Annotated in this window: 18 protein-coding genes; 5 read left to right on the top strand and 13 right to left on the bottom strand. The window is 72.8% G+C overall.

Annotated elements, in window-relative coordinates; genetic code table 11:
- Positions 1-233: 233 nt before the first annotated feature.
- The 7 genes from CLV43_RS40975 to CLV43_RS41005 all read right to left on the bottom strand — a co-directional run bounded on the left by CLV43_RS40975 (position 234) and on the right by CLV43_RS41005 (position 5,698).
- Positions 234-881 (bottom strand): HAD family hydrolase, encoded by a 648-nt coding sequence (locus CLV43_RS40975; protein WP_245887390.1) that lies wholly within the window; start codon positions 879-881, stop codon positions 234-236.
- A 10-nt stretch (positions 882-891) separates the two neighbouring features.
- On the bottom strand, positions 892-2,019 hold the full coding sequence (locus CLV43_RS40980) for an AAA family ATPase (RefSeq protein WP_106195388.1): 1,128 nt from the start codon (positions 2,017-2,019) through the stop codon (positions 892-894).
- Positions 2,006-2,785, bottom strand: a complete 780-nt coding sequence (locus CLV43_RS40985; RefSeq protein WP_106195692.1) for an RNA ligase family protein — start codon at positions 2,783-2,785, stop codon at positions 2,006-2,008. The genes CLV43_RS40980 and CLV43_RS40985 overlap by 14 nt, the downstream gene beginning before the upstream one ends.
- Positions 2,786-2,848: 63 nt before the next feature.
- Positions 2,849-3,400, bottom strand: coding sequence for a hypothetical protein (locus CLV43_RS40990; RefSeq protein WP_106195391.1), 552 nt, complete (start codon positions 3,398-3,400; stop codon positions 2,849-2,851).
- A 291-nt stretch (positions 3,401-3,691) separates the two neighbouring features.
- Positions 3,692-4,282 carry a regulatory protein RecX gene (locus tag CLV43_RS40995; RefSeq protein WP_106195394.1) on the bottom strand — a complete coding sequence of 197 codons (591 nt, stop codon included), beginning with the start codon at positions 4,280-4,282 and terminating at the stop codon, positions 3,692-3,694.
- 8 nt (positions 4,283-4,290) lie between these two features.
- Positions 4,291-5,337, bottom strand: a complete 1,047-nt coding sequence (gene recA / locus CLV43_RS41000) for a recombinase RecA (protein ID WP_106195396.1) — start codon at positions 5,335-5,337, stop codon at positions 4,291-4,293.
- A gap of 166 nt (positions 5,338-5,503) precedes the next feature.
- On the bottom strand, positions 5,504-5,698 hold the full coding sequence (locus CLV43_RS41005; protein WP_106195399.1) for a DUF3046 domain-containing protein: 195 nt from the start codon (positions 5,696-5,698) through the stop codon (positions 5,504-5,506).
- Positions 5,699-5,721: 23 nt separating this feature from the next.
- Between CLV43_RS41005 and CLV43_RS50265 the strand changes: the two genes are divergently transcribed.
- Positions 5,722-5,847 (top strand): hypothetical protein, encoded by a 126-nt coding sequence (locus tag CLV43_RS50265; protein ID WP_281262204.1) that lies wholly within the window; start codon positions 5,722-5,724, stop codon positions 5,845-5,847.
- On the opposite strand, the gene CLV43_RS41010 is transcribed toward CLV43_RS50265, so the two are convergent.
- Both CLV43_RS41010 and CLV43_RS41015 read right to left on the bottom strand, forming a co-directional pair.
- On the bottom strand, positions 5,848-7,107 hold the full coding sequence (locus CLV43_RS41010) for an MFS transporter (protein ID WP_170156239.1): 1,260 nt from the start codon (positions 7,105-7,107) through the stop codon (positions 5,848-5,850). It lies immediately after the preceding gene.
- A gap of 49 nt (positions 7,108-7,156) precedes the next feature.
- Positions 7,157-9,298 carry an Hsp70 family protein gene (locus CLV43_RS41015; RefSeq protein WP_106195404.1) on the bottom strand — a complete coding sequence of 714 codons (2,142 nt, stop codon included), beginning with the start codon at positions 9,296-9,298 and terminating at the stop codon, positions 7,157-7,159.
- 251 nt (positions 9,299-9,549) lie between these two features.
- On the opposite strand from CLV43_RS41015, the gene CLV43_RS41020 reads away from it, so the two are divergent.
- A complete protein-coding gene (locus CLV43_RS41020) occupies positions 9,550-14,094 on the top strand; it encodes an ATP-dependent helicase (RefSeq protein ID WP_106195406.1) in 4,545 nt (1,514 codons plus the stop codon).
- 321 nt (positions 14,095-14,415) lie between these two features.
- Positions 14,416-14,847, top strand: coding sequence for a hypothetical protein (locus CLV43_RS41025; protein ID WP_146175111.1), 432 nt, complete (start codon positions 14,416-14,418; stop codon positions 14,845-14,847).
- A gap of 137 nt (positions 14,848-14,984) precedes the next feature.
- Here the strand turns inward: CLV43_RS41025 and CLV43_RS41030 are convergent, their stop codons facing one another.
- The 3 genes from CLV43_RS41030 to CLV43_RS41040 form a co-directional block, all read right to left on the bottom strand.
- Positions 14,985-15,983: a 1-aminocyclopropane-1-carboxylate deaminase gene (locus CLV43_RS41030; RefSeq protein ID WP_106195410.1), complete on the bottom strand. Its 999-nt coding sequence runs from the start codon at positions 15,981-15,983 to the stop codon at positions 14,985-14,987.
- Between the two features lie 12 nt (positions 15,984-15,995).
- The gene (locus tag CLV43_RS41035) at positions 15,996-16,691 is read right to left on the bottom strand and encodes a GntR family transcriptional regulator (protein ID WP_106195412.1); all 696 of its coding nucleotides are present in this window, start codon (positions 16,689-16,691) and stop codon (positions 15,996-15,998) included.
- 156 nt (positions 16,692-16,847) lie between these two features.
- Entirely contained in the window at positions 16,848-17,558 is a 711-nt protein-coding gene (locus tag CLV43_RS41040) for a VOC family protein (RefSeq protein ID WP_106195414.1), read from the bottom strand.
- Positions 17,559-17,581: 23 nt separating this feature from the next.
- Here CLV43_RS41040 and CLV43_RS41045 point away from each other — a divergent pair, with 23 nt between their 5' ends.
- A complete protein-coding gene (locus CLV43_RS41045) occupies positions 17,582-19,201 on the top strand; it encodes an alkaline phosphatase D family protein (RefSeq protein ID WP_211304807.1) in 1,620 nt (539 codons plus the stop codon).
- Between the two features lie 294 nt (positions 19,202-19,495).
- On the opposite strand, the gene CLV43_RS41050 is transcribed toward CLV43_RS41045, so the two are convergent.
- The gene (locus CLV43_RS41050) at positions 19,496-20,833 is read right to left on the bottom strand and encodes an MFS transporter (protein WP_245887394.1); all 1,338 of its coding nucleotides are present in this window, start codon (positions 20,831-20,833) and stop codon (positions 19,496-19,498) included.
- A gap of 87 nt (positions 20,834-20,920) precedes the next feature.
- On the opposite strand from CLV43_RS41050, the gene CLV43_RS41055 reads away from it, so the two are divergent.
- Entirely contained in the window at positions 20,921-21,814 is an 894-nt protein-coding gene (locus CLV43_RS41055) for a LysR family transcriptional regulator (RefSeq protein ID WP_106195416.1), read from the top strand.

Below are 21,814 nucleotides of genomic sequence, written 5' to 3' on the forward strand. Positions count from 1 at the left end.
ACTACAACACCCGACGGGCCCACAGCGCCCTCGGTGGTCGACCACCGATCAGCCGACTGGCCGCCTAACCGTCAACAACGTCACAAATCACTACACCTAGAGCCAGGAGCCGGGAGCCAGGAGCCAGGAGCCAGGAGCCGGGAGCCGGGAGCCGGGAGCGGAAAAATGTCGGTACCCCGCTGTAGGTTCGCAGTCGGGGGGCCCACCGGACCGGGGGACCCCTTCGTGGCGTGCTAGCGGACCAGGTGCAGCGCCTCGCTGATCGAGTCGGCCACGGGCACACCGGCGGCTTCGAGCTTGGCGCGGCTCATCACGCCGGTGGTGACGAGCACGCAGCTCGCCCCGACGTGCGCGGCGGCCTCGGCGTCGTCCACGACGTCGCCGATCAGCACGACGTCGGCCGGGTCGAGGTCCTGGGCGGCCAGGTGCTCGGCGAGGTGCGCGGCCTTGGACCCGCCGCCCACCACGCCCTCGCGCAGCCCGTCGATCCTGGTGAACAGCCCGGTCAGCCGGAACTCCTCGACCAGCGCGACCAGCTCGTGGTGGTACCACATCGACAGCAACGACTGGGTGCGGCCGAGGTCGCCCCACGCGTGCAGGTGCTCCGGCACGCCGTCCGCGAGCGTGCAGAGCGACAGCAGGTCGCGGTAGTGGTCGTGGTAGATCGCGTCGATGCGCGACCACGCCGCCGCGTCCAGCTCCTGGGCGAGCAGCTGCTCGTAGCACTGCTGCAACGGCCTGCTGAACGTCGAACGCCAGTGCTCCAGCGTGATCGCCGTGCGGCCGAACCCCGCGCACACCGCGTTGACGGCCGACAGGACGGCGTCGTTGTCGGCGAGCAGGGTGCCGTTCCAGTCCCAGACGACGTGCTTGATCTCCACGGCGAGCACCCTAACGCCCGGTGTCGACCCACCGGACCTCGTGCGCCTCGGTCGGATCGGGCGCCTCCCACTTGGCGATCAGCCGTTCCACGACGGCGGCGGGCACCGGTTCGGCTCGTGCCCGGTTGCGGGCCCGCAGCACGTCCGGCGGGGCTTCGAGCCCGACCAGCGTGACCCGTGCGCGGTAGTCGGCGGCCAGCCCGACGCACCGTTCCCGGAGCTGCCGCGACACGTTCGTCGCGTTCCACACGAACCGCTCCCCCGCCCGCAGGTGGACCCGCGCCTGGTCGAACGCCGCCGCGACCACGGCCCGCTGGTCGCCTCCGGGACCGATGCCCCGGCGCGCCCGGACCGCGTCCAGGCTCACCACCGGCCATCCCGCGCGGTGCTCGGCGATCCAGTGGTCCTTGCCGACGCCGGGCAGCCCGGACAGGACGGTCACGTCCACGCGCGTGTCGTCGTAGGCGGCGTAGGAGGGGTCGCGGCCGGGTGTGCGGAAGTACTGGAAGCGCGCGTGCGCCGACGGGAAGATGCGGGGCCGGTCGAGGCAGTCCAGCTCGCGGCAGTACTCGCGGAACAGCGCGATGTTCTCCACGATGCCCTCGGCGTCACCGCACACCCGGCCGAGGATGTCCGCGGTGGCCAGGATCGCCAGGTCGTCGTTGCGGGCGAGCAGGCTGACCCGGAACACGATGCGCTCCAGATCCGCCCGTTCCAATGCCCAGAACGGAACCTGGTGGTGGTGGACGAGCGCGGCGACGTGCTCCCGCCACGCGGGCGGCGCCCCGAGCTCCCACAGGATCCGCCGGGCCAACAGATCACCGTGCCGCGAGTGGCCGTGCGCGGTCACCCGCCCGTGCTCGTCGACCTGCGTCCGGAACGGCTTCGCGGAGTCGTGCAGCAGCACCGCCGCGAACAACAGCACCCGTTCGTGCGGCGGCCGGGCCCGCCACTCCGGCAACGCGGCCAGCGCCTCGCACGCCATCCGCGTGTGCGTGGCGACGTCGCCTTCGGCGTGGTGCACCGGGTCCTGGACGACTCCGCGCAACCGCCGGACCCACTCGAACGCCGCCTCGACCCGGTCCCACCGGACCGTCCACTCCGGACCGACCGGGCACAGTCGCTCAAAGACCTCCACGGGCGGCCTCCCCCAACCGGTTCGGCAGGATCGGCCGCGACGCCCAGTGGCTGCCCGAGTCCAGCACGGCGGTGAGGAAGCCGGGCCGCACCCACTTGTAGCGGTCGACGGTCTCGTCACCGACCTCGACCTTGATGTACAGCCCTTCCATGTGGTCGTCCCGGTCGGTCTCGGCCGCCACCTGAGCCGGGTCGAGCCCGGCGTCGACAGCCGTTTCCGCCAACGCGTCGCGCCACCGCGGGGTCCGGCAGGTCGACGGGCCCAGCAGTGCGGTGAGCGACGCCAGGTCCGACAACGGGCCGGAGTGCAGCACCGGGACCGACACCACCGACGTGCCTTCCAGCAGCCGCGCCCGCGCCGGTGTGGAGAGGAACGCTCCCGTCTCCCGGTCGAGGACGTCGAACTCGCAGAAGAAGTGCGGCAGCGCGTCGTAGAACACGGTGTGCTTGGCGTACAACCATTCCCCGTACAGCACGTACCGCGTGCCCAGCCGCTCCCACAGCACCGGCCGTACCCCCGCCGCCCAGGCCTTCAACCGCGCGAACTGCCGTTCGCGAGGCCCGCCGGTCAGGAAGTGCCCGCGACTCTGCAGCAACAACGACCCGTCGGTGTCGAAGCTGATCCCCGCGTTCGCCCCGTCCAGCTTCTCCTCGACCACGAGGTGGCACCCCGCGACCGCCGAGAACGCCACCGAGTCCAGGTCCTCGTCGCCGGGCTGGCGACGAGACCCTTCGAGGTGGCGGGTCCGGGGGTACTTGCGCAACATGGCGCCTTTGTAGCCGACCGGGCCGCGAGGGGCCATCGGATAACGCCGGACGTTTCCCTGAGTTCAGGCGACCCCGGCGGAGTCCACGTCCCAGACCAGGGTCTTCGGCGTGGCCAGGTTGAACTCGGCGGCGGTACCCAGCACCTCGAGGTGGATCGCGCGCCGCAGGAACAACGACCCGACCGCGGTGACAGCCCGGTCCGCCGTCTGCACGGCGATCCCCGTGACGGTGAACTGCCCGTACGGCTTCTGCTCGAACGTCGCCCGCACCACATCGCCGTGACCGACGCTGTCGATCAGCTCCCGCACCGACTCGTACTCGTCGTGGTTCGCGGAGACGGCCTCCCCGATCGACACCACGTCGTCCCCGCCGACGGCCAGCGCCAGAAGTCCCTTGTCCGGCTTGAGACCCGACTCGATGGTCACGCCGCCCACGAGGTAGTTCTTCACGCAGTCCGACCAGGACGCCTGGCCCTCGACGCGGAACACCCCGTACTTCTCGTACCGGATCGTCGCACTCACGTGGTGGCCCGCCTTGAGCTCGGCGAGCCGCGAGGTCATCGTCTTGACGTCCCGACGCGCGGGCGGCGTCAGCAGGTCAGCGGTCTTCACCATTCATCCCCCTTTTCGTTCCACGGCACGGTTCACCGCAGACGCGAAAGCCTAACGACCGACCGACCACCACCCCTGCGGTAGGCCTCGCCGCTGCCGACCGCCAGTGCCCGACCGACGACCAGGACCTGTTGACGGACAACGGCTACGACGTGCCGGACGTCGGCATGGGCGCGAACACGACGCCGGCCGGGACCCGCCAGGGAAACGACCGCACGCCAGGATCACCCAAGCCCGCTCCCACCGCGGCCGCGACTCGAGACCCGGATCACGACACCCCGGACGCAGCCGCCTTCACTCCGGAAGAGCGTCGTCCAACAAGGACGCGTCCCCACCCGCCGAACGCAGCTCCTCGCGCACCACCTGGTAGGCCATCCCGCCCGCGTACCCCTTGCGGGCCAACGCCCCCACCAACCGGCGGATCTTCGCGGCCTCGTCCACCCCGGCCATCCCGCGGAGCTTCTTGCGCACCAGCTCCCGAGCCCGGTCCTGCTCCGCCTCGTCGTCCACGGCGGACACGGCCTCGGCGACCAGCTCGTCCGCCACGCCCTTGCGCCGCAGCTCCATCGCCAACGCCCGGCGACCGAGCCCGTTGTAGGTGTGCCTCGACCGCACCCAGATCTCGGCGAACGCCGCGTCGTCGATCAGACCGGCCTTGTCGAACTTGCCGAGCACCAACTCGGCAAGTTCCTCGGCGATCCCCTTGCGCAGCATCGCGTTCTTCAGCTCGAGCCTGGTACGCGGTTGTGCGGCGAGTTGCGTGAAGCAGATCTCCTTGGCCCGCTTCTGCTCCTCGACCGGATCAGGGGGTGGGAGGTCGTGGCCCTCCTCGTCCGAGCCGAACCCGGCTCGTCGACCACGACCCCTGCCACCTCGATACGTCATGGTTCAGCTCAGAAGTCGACCGGGGTCGGTGCCGCGGTGACCTCGGCGTCGAGCGTGGCGCCGATGCCGAGCTTGTCCTTGATCCGCTTCTCGACCTCGTTGGCGACGTCCGGGTTCTCCAGCAGGAACTTGCGGGCGTTCTCCTTGCCCTGCCCCAGCTGGTCGCCCTCGTAGGTGTACCAGGCGCCGGACTTGCGCAGGATGCCCTGGTCGACACCCATGTCGATCAGCGAGCCCTCGCGGCTGATGCCCTTGCCGTAGAGGATGTCGAACTCGGCCTGCTTGAACGGCGGGGCCACCTTGTTCTTCACGACCTTGACCCTGGTGCGGTTGCCGACGGGCTCGCCGCCGTCCTTCAGGGTCTCGATGCGGCGGACGTCCAGGCGGACGGACGCGTAGAACTTCAGCGCCTTGCCACCGGTCGTGGTCTCCGGCGTGCCGAACATGACGCCGATCTTCTCGCGCAGCTGGTTGATGAAGATCGCGGTCGTGCCGGAGTTGCTGAGCGCACCGGTGATCTTGCGGAGCGCCTGGCTCATCAGCCGGGCCTGGAGGCCGACGTGGTTGTCGCCCATCTCGCCCTCGATCTCGGCGCGGGGCACGAGCGCGGCCACCGAGTCGATGACGAGGATGTCGAGGGCGCCGGAGCGGATCAGCATGTCCGCGATCTCGAGCGCCTGCTCACCGGTGTCGGGCTGGGAGACCAGGAGCGCGTCGGTGTCGACGCCGAGCTTCTTCGCGTAGTCCGGGTCGAGGGCGTGCTCCGCGTCGATGAACGCCGCGATGCCACCGGCCTTCTGGGCGTTCGCGACCGCGTGCAGCGCCACCGTCGTCTTACCGGAGGACTCCGGGCCGTAGATCTCGACCACGCGGCCGCGGGGCAGGCCGCCGATGCCGAGCGCGACGTCCAGCGCGATCGCGCCGGTCGGGATCACGGCGATCGGGGCGCGGCCCTCTTCGCCGAGACGCATGACCGAGCCCTTGCCGAACTGCTTGTCGATCTGGGCAAGTGCCAGCTCTAGGGCCTTGTCCCTGTCGGGTGCTGCGGGAGCCATCTGGTGTCCACCTCGGGTTGTTTCGGATCGCTTTTTCATGTCGGAGCCGACGCTACGGGGAGGGTCCGACAATTTTCGCGAAGGCCGGACGACGAGCGGATCGACCAGCCGGTCAGGACGGGATCGTAGCCGAACACGTGTTCGAGTGCAGCGGGGACACGCCCGGTCATCTCCGCTGCTCGGGAACGTCGAACGCGTCGCACACCGCGAGCCAGATCTCTTTCGGGGGAACGCCGGCCTCAAGGGCCTCGTCGGGTGTGAGTCCGCCGAGCGCGGACAGCACGTGGTCCTGGGCCACCATCTCACCGCGGACCGGGCCGAACTCCCCGGTCATCAACTTCCGGAACACCGTGATGCGCATCGGGTCCAGGCTAACCTCAGGGGGTGCCGCTGCTCCAGGAAGACCCCACCGGTCTGTCGTCCCCGGTCGGCCAGGTCGCGATGGTCGCCATGCTCCTGGTCGTCGTGGTCGTGGGGCTGCGCTTCTGGTGGGGCAACCGCCGGAAGTGATCAGGCCGGTCGGCGCAGGGTGCTGACGACGCACACCGCGAGCAGCGGCAGCGCCAGGAACCCGACGATCAGGCCGAGCGCCGCGAACGACCACGCGGTGACCACCAGGCCCGCCGTGACGCCGCCGATCGCGCCGCCGACGTTCATGCAGAGGTCCGACAGGCCCTGGGCCGCGGGCCGGTCGGGCACGGCGACGGACTCGGTGAGCAGCGCGGACCCGGACACCAGCCCCGCCGACCAGCCGAAGCCCAGCAGGGTGAGGCCCGCGGCGAGCTGCGGCGCGTTCTCCGAGGGCGCCATGCCCGTGATGCCGGAGGCCGCGACCAGCAGCGCGGCGCCGATGGCCAGCACCGGGACCCGGCCGAGGCGGTCGGCCATCCAGCCGAACAGCGGGCTGGCGCCGTACATGGCGGCGACGTGCAGGCTGATCACCACTCCGACCACCCGCAGCGAGGAACCCGCGTGGTTCATGTGCACCGGGGTCATCGACATCAGGCCGACCATCGCGGTGTGGCACAGCGCGATGGTGACGAGGGCGAGCTTCGCGCTCGACCGCAGCGACCGCCACACCGCGGCACTGCCCCTGGTCGGCGCCTGACCGCCCGCGCAGTGGGCGGGGACGACCGGCTCCGGTTCGGCCCGGCGGACGACGACCAGCGGGTCCGGCCGCAGGAACACTCCGATCACCAGCGCCGCCAGCCCGAACACGACGGCGGCCAGCAGGAACGGCCCCGAGCCGACGGGCAGTCCGACGGTCGTGGCGAGCCGTCCGGCGGGATCGGCGAGGTTGGGTCCGGCGACCGCGCCGATGGTCGCCGCCCACACCACGATCCCCACCGAGCGCGCGCGCCGGTGCGGGTGCGCGAGGTCGGTGGCGGCGTAGCGGGCGGCGAGGTTCGCGCTGGACGCGCCGCCGAACAGCACGAGCGCGGGCAGCAGCAGCTGCCACCACCCGAGCGCGACGGCGAGCGCCGCGACCACCGCCCCGAGCGCGCCGACGCCGTAGCCGAGCATGAGCGCCGGGCGCCTGCCCCGGCGTTGCGCCAGGCGGGCCGCCGGCAGCGCCAGCAGCGCCGCGCCGACGACGGCGCTGGTCTGGGCGAGGCCGCCGACCGCGTCGGACTCCGCCAGCGCCGCGGCGACCAGCGTGCTGAAGGCCAGCCCGATCGTCACGCCCGCGGCACCCAGGACCTGGGTGGTCGTGAGCACGCGGAGCACCTTGCGCTGCACGTGCTCGACCTCGGGCGCGGCGGTCTTCATGATCACGATGGTGACACGGCCGCGACCCCCGCTACCAGGGCCGTCCGGGTCAGGTACCGGGCTGGATGTGCTGCTCGAAGTAGGTCGCGATCTCGTCCGCGGTCAGCTTCTCGTCACCCGTCTTGGTGACGATGCCCAGCAGCGGCCGGTCCGTCGCGGTGAACGCGAGCAGCCCCACGCCGCCGTCGGCGGACGACCGGTACTTGCCCTCCAGGCCGTTGCCCGCCCACTGCGCCTCGACCACGTCGGCCCGCAGCGACTGCACGACGGCGTCGGCACCCTGCTGGGCACCGGTGACCGTGTCGGTGAGGACGTACTGGACGGCGTAGTCGTCGGCCAGCTCGCAGCTGACGACGCTGCCCTTGATCGCGTTGACGCCGGACACGCCCGCCGCGCCGCCGGTCTTGCAGGTGCTGCCGTCCGGCACGACGCCCGCGAGCTGGCGCAGGCACTTGGTGAAGCCCTTGTCGTCGGTCGCGGTGTCGGTCTTGCACTCCTGCGCGTTCGGGACGTCCGGGCCGCTCAGCGCGAAGATCCCGCCGACGACACCCAGCACCAGCACGACCGCGCCGCCCGCGGCCAGCAGCACCTTGCGGTTGGGCTGCTTCTTGGCGGGCTTGGCGGTGACGGTGCTGGGGAAGTTGAACTCCTGCGGCCCGGTCGTCGGGTACGGGGAGTTGACCGAGAAGGACGTGTTCACCGAGTACGGCGCGGTCACCGGGTGGCCGCCGGTGGTCGTGGGGTTGACCTGGTGGGGACCGCTCTGCACCTGGTGCGAGCCGGTGTGCACGGGGTGGGGGCCGCTGTGGACCGGGTACGGGCCGCTCAGCGCCGGGTTCATCGGATGGGGACCGCTGAGCGCCGGGTTCACCGGGTAGGGGCCGCTGAGCGCGGGGTTGACCGGGTACGGGCCGCTCAGCGCGGGGTTCGCAGGCAGCGGGCCGCTCTGCGCCGGGAACCCGCCGGTGGTGGGCATGTTCTGCGCCGGGAAACCACCGGTGGCGGGCATGTTCTGGGTCGGGTAGTCGCCGTCGTCGACGGGTTCCGTCACGACCGTGGGCACCTCGCTGTTGGACAGCGTCACGGTCGACGGCTCGTCGTCGGTCTCGCGGAGGTGGATGCCCTCCTTGGGCACGTGGTGCGCGCCGAGCGCGACGGCCGTCTCCGGCTGGTCGAGGCTGGTGGGCGCGACCCGGACCTGCTCGGTGATCATGGCGCTGATCAGCGGGATCCGGCTGGAGCCGCCGACCAGGTAGATGCCCGCGAGCTGGTCGGCGGACATGCCGGTGGACGCGATCGTGGAGGCCAGCAGCTCGGCGCTGCGCAGCAGGCGCGGCCGGACCAGCGCCTCCATGTCCGCGCGGGTGACGGCCACGTCGACGAACGGCGGCGGCATCGGCACCTCGGTCCGGAGGTGCCGCGACAGCGCCTCCTTGGCCGAGCGGACGTCGTCGAGCATGGCGCGGCGGGCGCGGCGGTCCGCGGTCGAGTCCGGCCGCATCAGCCGCTGCCAGTGGCCGGGGTCGCTGTGCGAGACCTGGCGGCCGACGTGCTCCAGCAGGGCCTGGTCGACGTCGAGGCCGCCGAGGTCGGGCAGGCCGTCGTTGGCGAGCACCTCGAAGCCGTGCCGGGTCACGCCGACGATGGCCACGTCGAACGTGCCCGCGCCCAGGTCGTAGACGGCCAGCGCCTGCCCGGTGACGAAGTCGCGCTCGATCGCCAGCGCGTAGTGCGCCGCGGCGGCCACGGGTTCCGGCACCAGCACGATCTCGGCGGTCACCCCGGCCAGCCGGGCGGCGGAGACCAGCACGTTGCGGCGGCTCGGACCCCACTGCGCCGGGTGGGTCAGCCGGATCTCGTCGAGCTGGGCGCCGTTGAGCTGGCGGGCGGTCTCCTCCAGCACGCGGCCGAGCACGGCGGCCAGCGCGTCGGTGACCGGCACGACGGTGCCGCCCAGGCGCAGCATCCCCTCGGCGATGCGGCGTTTCGGGTTCGGCTCGTAGCGCGACGGGTCGAGCCGGGCGCGGCGCTCGGCGTCGCGGCCGACGACGAGGGAGCCGTCCTCCTCGCAGTAGACCGCGGACGGCATCGCCGACGAGCCGTCCACCTCGACCACCCTGGGCGGGCGGCCGTGCGCGGAGAGCACCGCCACCGTGTTGGAAGTACCCAGGTCAACGGACAGGACGCGCACGTTCTCCCCTTAGTCGGTGGACCGGCTTGATGGTGCCACGTCGGGCACCGGCCGTGGTCGGCGGTTGACCGGATTGAGTCGTACGAGGTCACCGTGCGCCGAACCGGGCCACGAGGGCGTCCCGACAGGTGCTGGAAGGCCTCACCGCCGGCAAGTTCTCGTCGCGGACGCCGACACTTCCGGGGGACCTCGCCACCGGTGCTGAGCAGCCGCGACCGGAAAATGTCGGTGCTCTCGGTCAGGATGGGGGCATGGACGCGCTGGAGGCCTTCTCACCCGCGACCCGGCAGTGGTTCGCCGGGGCCTTCGCCGCACCCACGGACGCCCAGGCGGGGGCGTGGCGGGCCGCGGCCGCGGGCGAGCACACGCTGGTCGTCGCGCCGACCGGGTCGGGCAAGACGCTGTCGGCGTTCCTGTGGTCGCTCGACCAGCTGGCGTCGACCCCCGCGCCCGAGGACCCGAAGCTGCGGTGCCGGGTCCTCTACATCTCGCCGTTGAAGGCGCTGGCGGTCGACGTGGAGCGCAACCTGCGGGCGCCGTTGACGGGCATCCGGCAGGCCGCGCACCGGTTGGGGCTGCCGGAGCCGTCGATCGCGGTCGGCATGCGGACCGGCGACACGCCCGCGGACGAGCGGCGGGCGTTCATGCGGACGCCGCCGGACGTGCTGGTGACCACGCCGGAGTCGTTGTTCCTGATCCTCACCTCGGCCGCGCGCGAGTCGCTGCGGGGTGTGCGGACGGTGATCCTGGACGAGGTGCACGCGGTCGCGGGGACCAAGCGCGGCGGGCACCTGGCGCTGTCGCTGGAACGGCTGGACGCGCTGCTCGAGAAGCCGGCGCAGCGGATCGGGCTGTCCGCGACGGTGCGGCCGGTCGAGGAGGTCTGCTCGTTCCTCGCCGGCGGGCGCCCGGTGCGAGTGGTGCAGCCGAAGACCGCCAAGACCATCGAGGTGCGGGTCGAGGTGCCGGTGGAGGACATGTCGGTCCTCGGGCAGCCGACCGGCGAGGTGTCGGGCTCGGCGGCGGGGGCCGAGCAGAAGGCGTCGATCTGGCCCGCCGTGGAGCAGCGGATCCTGGACCTGGTCCGGGAGCACCGCTCGACGATCGTGTTCGCGAACTCCCGGCGGCTCGCGGAGAAGCTGACCGCGCGGCTCAACGAGCTGGCCGAGGAGGCCGTGGCGCTCGAGACCTTCCCCGCGGAGGCGATCGGGCAGTCCGGGCTCACCACGCAGACGGCCCCGGTCGTCGCGCGCGCGCACCACGGGTCGATGGCGCGCGAGCAGCGGACGGTGGTCGAGGAGGAGCTGAAGTCCGGGCGGCTGCCGTGCGTGGTGGCGACGTCGTCGTTGGAGCTGGGCATCGACATGGGGGCGGTCGACCTGGTGGTCCAGGTCGAGGCGCCGCCGACGGTGGCGTCCGGCATGCAGCGGGTCGGCCGGGCGGGTCACCAGGTGGGGGCGGTGTCGCGCGGGGTGATGTTCCCGAAGTTCCGCGGCGACCTGGTGTCGTGCGCGGTCGTCGCGGAGCGGATGCGCGACGGCGCGATCGAGGCCGTCCGGTACCCGCGCAACCCGTTGGACGTGCTGGCGCAGCACGTCGTGGCGATGGTGGCGCTGGAGACGTGGACGGTGGAGGCGCTGGCCGGGCTGGTGCGCAAGGCCGCGCCGTTCGCGGCGCTGCCGGAGTCGGCGCTGATCGCGGTGCTGGACATGCTGGCGGGCCGGTACCCGAGCGAGGAGTTCGGCGAGCTGCGGCCGCGGATCACCTGGGACCGGGTCACCGGTGAGCTGCGCGGCAGGCCGGGCGCGCAGCGGCTGGCGGTGACGTCGGGCGGCACGATCCCGGACCGGGGCATGTTCGCGGTGATGACACCGGCCGCGGAGAGTCGGCCGGGGTCGCGGGTCGGCGAGCTGGACGAGGAGATGGTCTACGAGTCGCGGGTGGGCGACACGTTCCTGCTGGGCACGTCCGCGTGGCGGGTGCAGGACATCACGCACGACCGGGTGGTCGTGGTGCCCGCGCCGGGGCAGCCCGCGCGGATGCCGTTCTGGAAGGGCGACGCGCCGGGCAGGCCGCTGGAGCTCGGGCGCGCGTTGGGGAAGTTCCTGCGGGAGATGTCCACGGCGGACGCCCCGCACGCGGCCGTGCGGGCGGCCGACGCCGGGCTGGACGCGTGGGCGGCGAGCAACCTGGCGAGCTACCTGACCGAGCAGCGCGAGGCCACCCGGCACGTGCCGAACGACCGGGTGATCCTCGTCGAGCGGTTCCGCGACGAGCTGGGCGACTGGCGGCTGGTCGTGCACTCGCCGTTCGGGGCGCAGGTCAACGCGCCGTGGGCATTGGCGATCGCGGCCAGGCTGCGGGAGCGGCGGGGTGTGGAGGTGCAGGCGGCGCACTCCGACGACGGCATCGTGGTGCGGCTGCCCGACGCGGTCGACCTGGACGGCGCGGACGTGGTGGTGGGCGCGGAGGACGTGCTGCTGGACCCGGAGGAGGTCGAGCAGATCGTCGTCGCCGAGGTCGGCGGGTCGGCGCTGTTCGCCGCGCGGTTCCGGGAGTGCGCGGCCCGGTCGCTGCTGCTCCCCCGGCGCGACCCGCGCAAGCGGTCGCCGTTGTGGCAGCAGCGGCAGCGGGCGGCGCAGCTGCTGTCGGTGGCGGCGAAGTACGAGAGCTTCCCGGTGGTGCTGGAGGCCATGCGTGAATGCCTCCAGGACGTGTACGACGTGCCGGGGCTGCGCGAGCTGATGGGTGACGTGCGGGCCCGCCGGGTGCGGGTGGTGGAGGTGGAGACGCCGACGCCGTCCCCGTTCGCGCGGAGCCTGCTGTTCGGCTACGTCGGCATGTTCCTGTACGAGACGGACACCCCGCTGGCCGAGCGGCGGGCGGCGGCGCTGTCGCTGGACTCGACGCTGCTGGCGGAACTGCTCGGGTCGGAGGCGATCCGCGAGCTGCTCGACCCGGAGGTGGTCGAGGAGGTCGAGCGCAGCCTGCAACGGCTGGTCGAGGACCGGCACGCGCGGCACGCCGAGGACGCGGCGGACCTGCTGCGGTTCCTCGGCGACCTCACCGAGGCCGAGGGCTCGCAGCGCGGGATCCGGCCGGAGTGGTTCACCGAGCTGGTGGAGCAGCGGCGGGCGATCCGCATCCGGATCGCGGGGCAGGAGCGGGTGATCGCGATCGAGGACGCCGGTCGCTACCGGGACGCGCTGGGGGTGGCGCTGCCGGTGGGGGTGCCGGAGGTGTTCACCGAGCCGGTGGCCGACCCGGTCGGCGACCTGCTCGGCCGGTACGCCCGCACGCACGGCCCGTTCCCGGCCGTGGAGGCGGCGGCCAGGTTCGGGCTGGGGATCGCGGTGGTGACCGGGGTGCTGGACCGGATGTCCGGGACGGGTCGGCTGGTGCGCGGCGAGCTGCGGCCGGGTGGCACGCACACCGAGTACTGCGACGCCGAGGTGCTGCGCAGGCTGCGGCGGGCGTCGCTGGCGCGGCTGCGGGCTGAGGTGGAACCGGTGGAGCCCGCGGCGCTGGGCCGGTTCCTGCCGAGCTGGCACGGCGTGGGCCGGAAGCCGCGGTCCGGGCCGTCGGTGGACGACGTGCTGTCGGTGGTGGAGCAGCTGGCGGGCGCTCCGCTGCCCGCGAGCGCGCTGGAGTCGTTGCTGCTGCCCGCGCGGCTGCCCGGCTACTCCCCCGCGCTGCTCGACGAGCTGACGGCGTCGGGCGAGGTGACGTGGACCGGGTGCGGTTCGCTGGCCGGTGGCGACGGGTGGATCGCGCTGGCGCCGACGGACGTGGCCGACCTGCTGCTGCCCGACCTGGTGCCGGAGGCGGCCCCGGAGTCGCCGCTGCACCTGGCGGTGGTCGAGGCGCTGGCCGGTGGCGCGCTGTTCTTCCGGCAACTGGTCGACCGGGTGTCGTTGCAGGGGCCGACGACGGACTCCGAGGTGGTCGGCGCGCTGTGGGACCTGGTCTGGGCGGGGCTGGTCACGAACGACACGCTGGCGCCGTTGCGGGCGCTGGTGTCCGGCAAGAGCGCCGCGCACAAGCCCCGGCGCACGGCACCGCGCGGCCGCTACGCCCGGATGCGGGCCGGGCGGCCGGACATGCCCAGCCGCAGCGGACCGCCGACCGTCGCGGGCCGGTGGTCGCTCGCCGTCGTGCCCGCGTCCGACCCGACTCGTCGAGCGCACGCCAGGGCGGAGGCATTCCTGGAGCGGCACGGCGTCCTGACCAGGGGCGCGCTGGACACCGAGCGGGTGACCGGCGGGTTCAGCGGGGTGTACCGGGTACTTCGGGCGATGGAGGAGTCCGGGCAGGTGGTCCGCGGATACGTGGTCGAAGGGCTCGGTGCCGCGCAGTTCGCCGCGCGCGGCGCGGTCGACCGGCTCCGCGCGCTGTCCAGGCCACCGGGCCAGGACCACCTGGGCACTCCGGAGTCGGTCGTGCTCGCCGCCGCCGACCCCGCCCAGCCCTACGGCGCCGCCCTGGACTGGCCCGACCTCGTCGGCGAGGGCAAACACCGACCCGCCCGCAAGGCCGGGGCGTTGACGGTGCTGGTGGACGGGGTGGCCGTGCTGTACGTGGAGCGCGGCGGGCGTTCGCTGCTGTCGTTCACCGAGGACGAGGAGGTGCTGCGGGTCGCCGCGCGCTCACTGAGCCGGGCCGTGCACGACGGCTGGCTGGGGCAGCTGGCCGTGCAGAAGGCCGACGGCGAGATCGCGCTGGGGTCCCGGTTGGCCGGGGTGCTCCAGGAGGCCGGGTTCCGGGCGACACCGAAGGGGTTGAGGCTGAGGACATGAGGGGCTGGGACTGCGCAGGCACCGGACCGCGAGGGGGGGCGGGCCGTGCCGTGGGCTCAGGGTGCGGGGGCCAGGCCGTGGGCTCAGGCTGTGGAGGGCCAGGCCGCGGGCTCGGGGTGCGGGGGCTAGGTCGTGGGCTTGTGCCGGCGGGCCGGGTCGCGGACTCAGGCCTGCGGGAGCCGGGCCGTGGGCTTGTGCCTGCTGGAGCGAGGACGCGGGTCCGCGGAAACCTGGCCGTGGGATTGTGCCCGCAGGGCAGGAGCGTGAAGGGCTGGGTTGTGGGAGTTCTGGGGGTGGGAGGGCTCTGGGAGACTGTGGGGCATGGGTAGACGGCGGGCGGTGTTGGCGGCGGTGGGCACTGTCGTGTTCACCGCCTTCGGTGCCATCGCCGCCAGTGCCGACTGGACCGACAGCGCGCATGTGGGTGCCTGCGAGTTCGGTATTTGCGGGACCGTCGTGAACGACCTGGACATCTCCGTCGACATCGCGTTGGACTGGTGCGAGTGGGAGTCGGCGCCGTGCGAGTCCAAGGGGGTTCGGACCTTGGGCGCCCAGACCAGCAGTGACGCGGCGGCGAAGGTCGACGTGGACGGGTTCCGGGTGCCGGACGGGCTGCGGTACCAGGTGGTGTTCACCTACGCGTTCAGCGGTGAGACCGTGTGGCTCGACCCCGGTTGGCACAAGATCAGCACCGACACCGTCGCCCGCATCGCCGCCTACCGGCCAGGCCCCGTGATCGGACCGGCCCAGTAGCCGGCCTTCCGGCACCGATCTCCTCAGCGCCGATCCTCAACACGGGCCCAGCGCTGGCTCTCAGCGCCGGCCCCAGCGCCGGCCCTCAGCCCTGACCTCCGACCTCACCGGCACCTGTCTTCCCCGTGCCACCTGTCTCAGGTGAACAGGGTGCTGTAGGCGTTGAGGGCGGGTTGGCCGCCCAGGTGGGCGTAGAGGACCTTGGAGTCGCGCGGGATCTCGCCGGTGGAGACCAGTTCGATGAGCCCCGCCAGGGACTTGCCCTCGTAGACCGGGTCGGTGATCATGCCCTCCAGGGAGGCACCCAGGCGCATGGCGTCCATTGTGGACTTGCCGGGGACGCCGTAGACACCCTCGTGGAAGCGTTCGTCGAGCAGGACGTCGGCGGCGGTCACCTCGGTGCCGATCAGGTCGGCGGTGGCGGTGGCGATCCTGAGCACCTGGGCGCGGGTCTCGGCGGGTTTGGCGGAGGCGTCGATGCCGAGGACGCGGCGGGCCGGGTTGGTGTCCGCGAAGCCGGCGACCATGCCCGCGTGGGTGCTGCCGGTGACCGAGCAGACGATGACGGTGTCGAAGAAGACGCCGAGCTGGGCTTCCTGGGCCTCGACCTCCTTGGCCCAGTTGGCGAAGCCGAGACCGCCCAGCCGGTGGTCGGAGGCGCCTGCCGGGATCGGGTACGGGGTGCCGCCCGCGGCGCGGACGTCGGCGATGGCCTGTTCCCACGCGGGCTTGACGCCGATGCCGAAGTCGGCGCGCACCAGGCGGATGTCGGCGCCCATCATGCGGCTGAGCTGGATGTTGCCGACCTTGTCGTAGCCGGGGTCCTCCCAGTCGACCCAGCTCTCCTGCACCAGCACGCACTTCAGCCCGGCCCGCGCGGCGGACGCGGCGACCTGGCGGGTGTGGTTGGACTGGACGCCGCCGATCGAGACGAGGGTGTCGCAGCCCGTGGCGAGGGCGTCGGCCACGAGGTACTCGAGCTTGCGGGTCTTGTTGCCGCCGTAGGCGAGACCGGAGTTGCAGTCCTCGCGCTTGGCCCACACCTCGGCGCCGCCCAAGTGGTGGGTGAGGCGTTCCAGCTTGTGCACGGGCGACGGGCCGAAGAGCAGCGGGTAGCGGGGGAAGTCCTGGAGCACCGGGGTTCTCCTCTAGTCGTCGGACTCGGGCGGGGCGGACTCGGCAAGGCCGGACTCGGGCGTGGCGGACTCGAGCAGGTCGGCGAGCGTGGCCCAGTTGAGGGACACCCGGTCGGCCGCGAGAGCGGGGTCCGCGGCGGCGCAGGCGGCGATCACGTCGGCGTGCATCGCCACCGAGTGGCGGCCGGGCGGAGTGGCGAAGCGCAGGCGTTCGAGCCTGCGGACGAGCGGGGTGTAGCGGTCGATTGTGGCGGTGACCGCGAAGTTGTCGGCACGGCGGACCGCGACGTCGTGGAACTCGTCGTCGGCGGCCAGCGCGGCGTTCACGTCGGCGGTGCGCAGCGCCTCCGCGAACCGGGTGTTGGCCGCGCGCATGGCGTCGAGGTCGGCGGGGGTCATCCTCGGGACGGCCAGTCGGGCGGCCAGTGCGTGCATGGCCTGCACCACGGCGTGCGCCTGCCGGACGGCGGCGGTGTCCAGCGGCGTGACCCTGGTGTAGCTGTGCGGCTTGGTCTCCACCAGGCCCTCGTCGGTGAGCCTCGCCAGCGCCTCGCGGACCGGGGTGCGCGACAGGCCGAGCTCCTCGGCCAGGTCGACGTCCTTGATGGGCGTGCCGGGCGCCAGGTCGCCGCCGACGATGGCCTCGCGGATCGCCGTCAGCGCCCGGTCGCGGTAGAGCGAGCGGTCCAGACGACCAATATATTGCATATCAGGACTGTCGCCGATGAAGCGCGCCAGGTCAAGGGGGTGCCCCAGTCCGGGAGGTGCGGGTTAGTGCGCTGACCGCGAACCCTTGCCGGAGAGTTCCGTCGTCCAGGCGGTCACTCGGCCCGGAAATGCCCGCCAAGGATCGTGGTCACCGCGTTAACGGGGCGAGAGGACGCAGAACTCCTGGCCCTCGGGGTCGGCGAGGACGACCCACGTCTGCTCGCCCTGGCCGATGTCGACGGGCTTGGCGCCCAGGGCGAGGAGGCGGGCCACCTCGGCCGCCTGGTCGTCGTGCGGGCCGGGGGCGACGTCGAGGTGGAGGCGGTTCTTGACGCGTTTGCGGTCGTCGCTGTGCAGGAACTCCAGCCACGGCCCCGACTCCTGGCGCAGCGAGGCGAACTCGGCGGTCCGGTTCACGATCGGCAGCCCGGTCGCGGCCGACCAGAAGTCGGCCTGGGCGCCGGTGTCGGCCACGTCCACGACGATCGCGGCGACCGGTCCGGTGGCGCTGTACTCGGGTCGGGGTTCGAGGACGCAGAACTCGTTGCCCTCGATGTCGGAGAGCACCACCCAGGGCACGCCGCGCTGACCGAGGTCGACCGGCCGGGCACCGAGTGAGACGGCCCGGTCGACGATCGCGCCCTGGTCGTCGAGGGAGGTGCTGGCCAGGTCGAGGTGCAGGCGGTTCTTGGTGGTCTTGGGGTCGGTGACCGGCACGAACACCAGTTCCACGCCCCCGGCGACGGCCACGTCCACCTCCTCGGCGGACTCGCCGGTGATGGGCGTCCCCAGCAGTGCCGACCAGAAGCGGCCCAGCGCGGCCGGGTCCGCGGCGTCGACCACGACGTCGTTCAGCCTCGTTGCCATCCACCAACGGTAACGTCTGTCCAATGGTGAAGCTGGTTCTCGGTCCGGTGCTGCGACACGTCAACGCGACGTCCGCGACGGTGTGGGTGGAGACGGACGCCTCTACCGAGGTGGAGATCGCCGGGCACCGGGCCCGGACGTTCCGGGTCGGTGAGCTGCACTACGCGTTGGTGCGCATAGAGAACCTGGAACCGGGGACGACCACCGAGTACGACGTGCGGCTCGACGGCGAGGTGGTGTGGCCCGAGCCGGGCTCGGAGTTCCCGCCGTGCCGGATCAGCACGAAGTCCGATGAGGACCTGACGCACCGGATCGTGTTCGGGTCGTGCCGGGCGGCGAAACCGGTGCAGCCCGCGACCGACGACAAGCTGGGTCCGGACGCGCTGGACGCCTACGCGCTGCGGATGGCGAAGCAGCCCCAGCACGACTGGCCGGACGCGCTGCTGCTGCTCGGCGACCAGGTGTACGCCGACGAGCCGACGTCGAAGACGAAGGAGTGGCTGCGCAGGCGGCGCGGCGGCAAGGACCCGGTCGACGAGGTGCTGCACTTCCGCGAGTACGCGCAGCTCTACCACGAGTCGTGGGGCGACCCGGAGATCCGCTGGCTGATGTCGACCGTGCCGACGTCGATGATCTTCGACGACCACGACATCCGCGACGACTGGAACACCTCCCGCCCGTGGCGCGAGCAGATGGCGGCCACGTCGTGGTGGCCCGAGCGCATCCGGGCCGGGCTGGCCTCGTACTGGGTGTACCAGCACCTGGGCAACCTCGGGCCGGACGAGCTGGAGCGCGACGACCTGTACGCGAAGGTGCTCGCCGCCGGGTCGGACACCGACGTGCAGCCGATGCTGGAGGAGTTCGGGGCGCGCGCCGACGCCGAGCTGGACGGCAAGAAGTCGACGTGGTGGAGCTACCGCCGCGACTACGGGCGGGTGCGGCTGCTGGTGATCGACACCCGGTGCGGCCGCATCCTGTCCGGCGACACCAGGCTGATGGTCGGCGACGAGGAGTTCGACTGGATCGAGCGCAACGCCGAGGGCGACTACGACCACCTGGTGATCGGCTCGTCGCTGCCGTGGCTGATGCCGCACGCGATCAGCCACGCGCAGTCGATCAACGAACGCGCCGCCGCCCGCCCCGGCCTGCGCGGCCGGTTCGGGGAACGGGTCCGCCAGGTCGCCGACCTCGAGCACTGGCCCGCGTTCCGCGACTCGTTCGAGCGGCTGGCCGGGTTCCTGGGCCGGATCGGCCGCGGCGACGACGCGCCGAGCACGATCTGCGTGCTCTCCGGCGACGTGCACCACAGCTACGCGGCCCAGGGCCACTACCCGGAGCCGACGGACAGCGCCGTCATGCAGCTCACCTGCTCACCGGTGCACAACGACCCGCCGAAGTTCTTCCGCCCGGTGTTCCGGCTGGCCTGGTGGCCGCCGATGGGCCGGGTGCTGCGCAGGCTGGCCGACCGCGCGGGCGTGCCCGCGGACCCGTTGAGCTGGACGCGGTTGACCGGCCCGCACTTCGGCAACTCGATCGCGGTGCTGGAGGTGGACGGACGGCAGGCCCGGTTCGTGCTGGAGTCCGCGACACCCGACGGCAGGGGTCTGGTCGAGGTCGCGAACCTGGGCCTGCCGCCCGCCTAGCGCGGTGGCCACCTTCCTCGGCGGGCATGTCCGCGTCTGGGCGGAACTCCTCGGCAAGGGGGGCACCGCGTCGGGAACCCGCCCCCGGTCCGCGGCTCGGCCTCCGTCGAGCGGGATCCGGGCGGCGGGCCGTGGCGCGGTGGGCAGGTAGTCGATCTTGAACGCGGTCGGGCACCCGGTTTTGTCGGTACCCGCCGGTAGAATTGACTTCGGGGGACCCCCTACCAGCGGTGGAGGGCATGGGGCTCCGATCATGACGGTAGTGGTGGGGTCCGACAGTTCCGCCGGGTTCGGCTACTCGACGGCCGCGCCCGCGATCACGGCACCGACCACGAGCACCGCGGCGGCTGTCGCCAGGGCGGTGCGCGGGCCTGCGGGGAGCAGGGTGCCGAGGACCGCGACGCCCAGCACGGCGCCGGTCTGGCGGGCGGCGTTGACAGCGCCGCCGCCGACACCGGCCAGGTCCTTGGGCACCGCGCCGAGCACGGCGGTCATCAGCGACGGGATGGCGAACGAGACGCCGAAGCCGAGCAGGGCGAGGCCGAGCGCGGCGAGCAGCGGGTCGGTGGTCGCCGCCTGCGCGGCCGTGCCCGCCGCCATCAGCAGGAACCCCGCCACCGCCGGGACTTTCGGGCCGGTCCTGGCGACGAGCCGTCCGGTGAGGACGGGGTTCAGCGCGGTGGGGATGGTGAGCGGCAGGAACGCGAGCCCGGCGGCCGACGCGGAGTAGCCGCGGGTGCCCTGCCAGGACAGCGACAGGACGAAGAGGACACCGGACAGCCCGAAGTTGACGATCGCGCCCGCGGCCAGGCCCCAGCCGAACGTCCGGTCGGCGAACAGCCGCGGCGGCAGCATCGGCGCCACCGGACCGGTCTCGGGGCGGCGTTGGGCGAGCACGAACACCACCGCGGCGAGGACGGCGACGGCCAGCGCGCCGAGCACGTCGGGGGCGGACCACCGCGCGCGCACCAGCCCGTAGGTCAGCGCGCCCAGGGCGACGACGGCCGAGACCTGGCCGGTGACGTCGGTACCACGCCCTGACGAGCGCGGGGTCTCCGGCGCGCGCCGCGCGACGACCACGACGGCAGCCAGCGCGACCGGCACGTTCACCAGGAACACCGACCGCCAGCCGAACGCGTCGGTCAACAGGCCGCCCGCGACCGGCCCCGCGACCAGTCCGGTGCCGCTGAGCGCGGCCCAGACCCCCGTCGCCCTGGCGCGGGCGGCGGGCTCGGTCCAGGCGGTGGCGACCAGCGCGAGCGACGTCGGCACGAGGAGCGCGCCCGCGACGCCGAGCAGCGCGCGCAGTCCGATGAGGACACCGACCGACCACGCGACCGAGGTCGCCGCCGAGAGCACCGCGAACGCGCACAGGCCGACCAGGAACACCCGGCGCGCGCCGTGGCGGTCCGACCACGCCCCCGCGGTGAGCAGCAGGGCGGCGAAGGCGAGCGGGTAGCCGTTGGAGACCCATTGCAGCGCACCGAGTCCGCCGCCGAGGTCGGCGCCGACGGCGGGCAGGGCCACCGTGATGACGGTGGTGTCCAGCAGGACGAGGAAGTAGCCGAGGGAGAGGCCGAGCAGCAGGAGCGCGCCGGGGCCTCGAGTGGTGGTAGCGGCGGAGGAGGTCACGCGGTCCAGCCTCGTGACAGGAGGATCTTCGCGGAAGCGGGGAGTTACGATGGCGGCGATCGGCCGGACCGATGGGAGTGGGGACCCGTGGAGCTGCGCCACCTCCGCTCGTTCAGCGTCGTCGCCCGCACGCTCAACCTCACCCGCGCCGCCGAGGAGCTGCACTACGCGCAGTCCAGCGTCACCGAGCAGATCCAGGCGCTGGAGGCCGAGCTCGGCACCCCGCTGTTCGACCGCACGGGCCGTCGACTGCGGCTCACCGCCGCGGGCGGACGGCTGGTCGACTACGCGCACCAGGTGCTGGCGCTGGTCGAACAGGCACGGGCCGCGGTCGACGAACAGCCCGACGAGCCCACGGGCGCGCTGGTGCTCGGCGCGCTGGAAACCCTGTGCGCGCACCGGGTTCCGGCGTTGTTCACCGACTACCGGACCCGCTGGCCCAAGGTCGGGGTCACCGTCGAGCAGGGCGACCGCGGGTACCTGTACGACGCGGTGCGCCGCGGCGCGGTGGACGTGAGCCTGACCTTCGGCGCGGCACCGACCGACCCGGCGCTGGCGAGCGAGGTGCTCGCCCACGACCGGCTCGTGGTCGTCGTGCCGCCCGGCCACCGGCTCGCCGCGCTCGACGAGGTGGGCGCGGAAGACCTGCGCGGCCTGGGTTTCCTCGCCACGCCGCCCGGCTGCGGGTTCCGCGCGATGCTGGAGGACGCGCTGCTCGGCGACGTCGTGATCGAGGCCGAGGTCGCCAGCCTCGCCGCCATGTGCGGCTGCGTCATCGCGGGCTCGGGCTGCGCGCTCGTGCCCGAGACGGCGGCCCGCGACCACGTGGCGGCCGGACGGCTGACCGCGATCCCGTTGCGGGGCAAGCACTCCCGGACCGCCGTCACGATGACCTGGCAACGCCGCTCGGCGGGCAGGCCGAGCGTCGCGGCGCTGCTGGTGTCGGCGCGCGCCGCGTTCGCCCGGCAACCCGTGGCCTAG

It is taken from the genome of Umezawaea tangerina (assembly GCF_003002815.1).
Taxonomy (GTDB): Bacteria; Actinomycetota; Actinomycetes; order Mycobacteriales; family Pseudonocardiaceae; genus Umezawaea; species Umezawaea tangerina.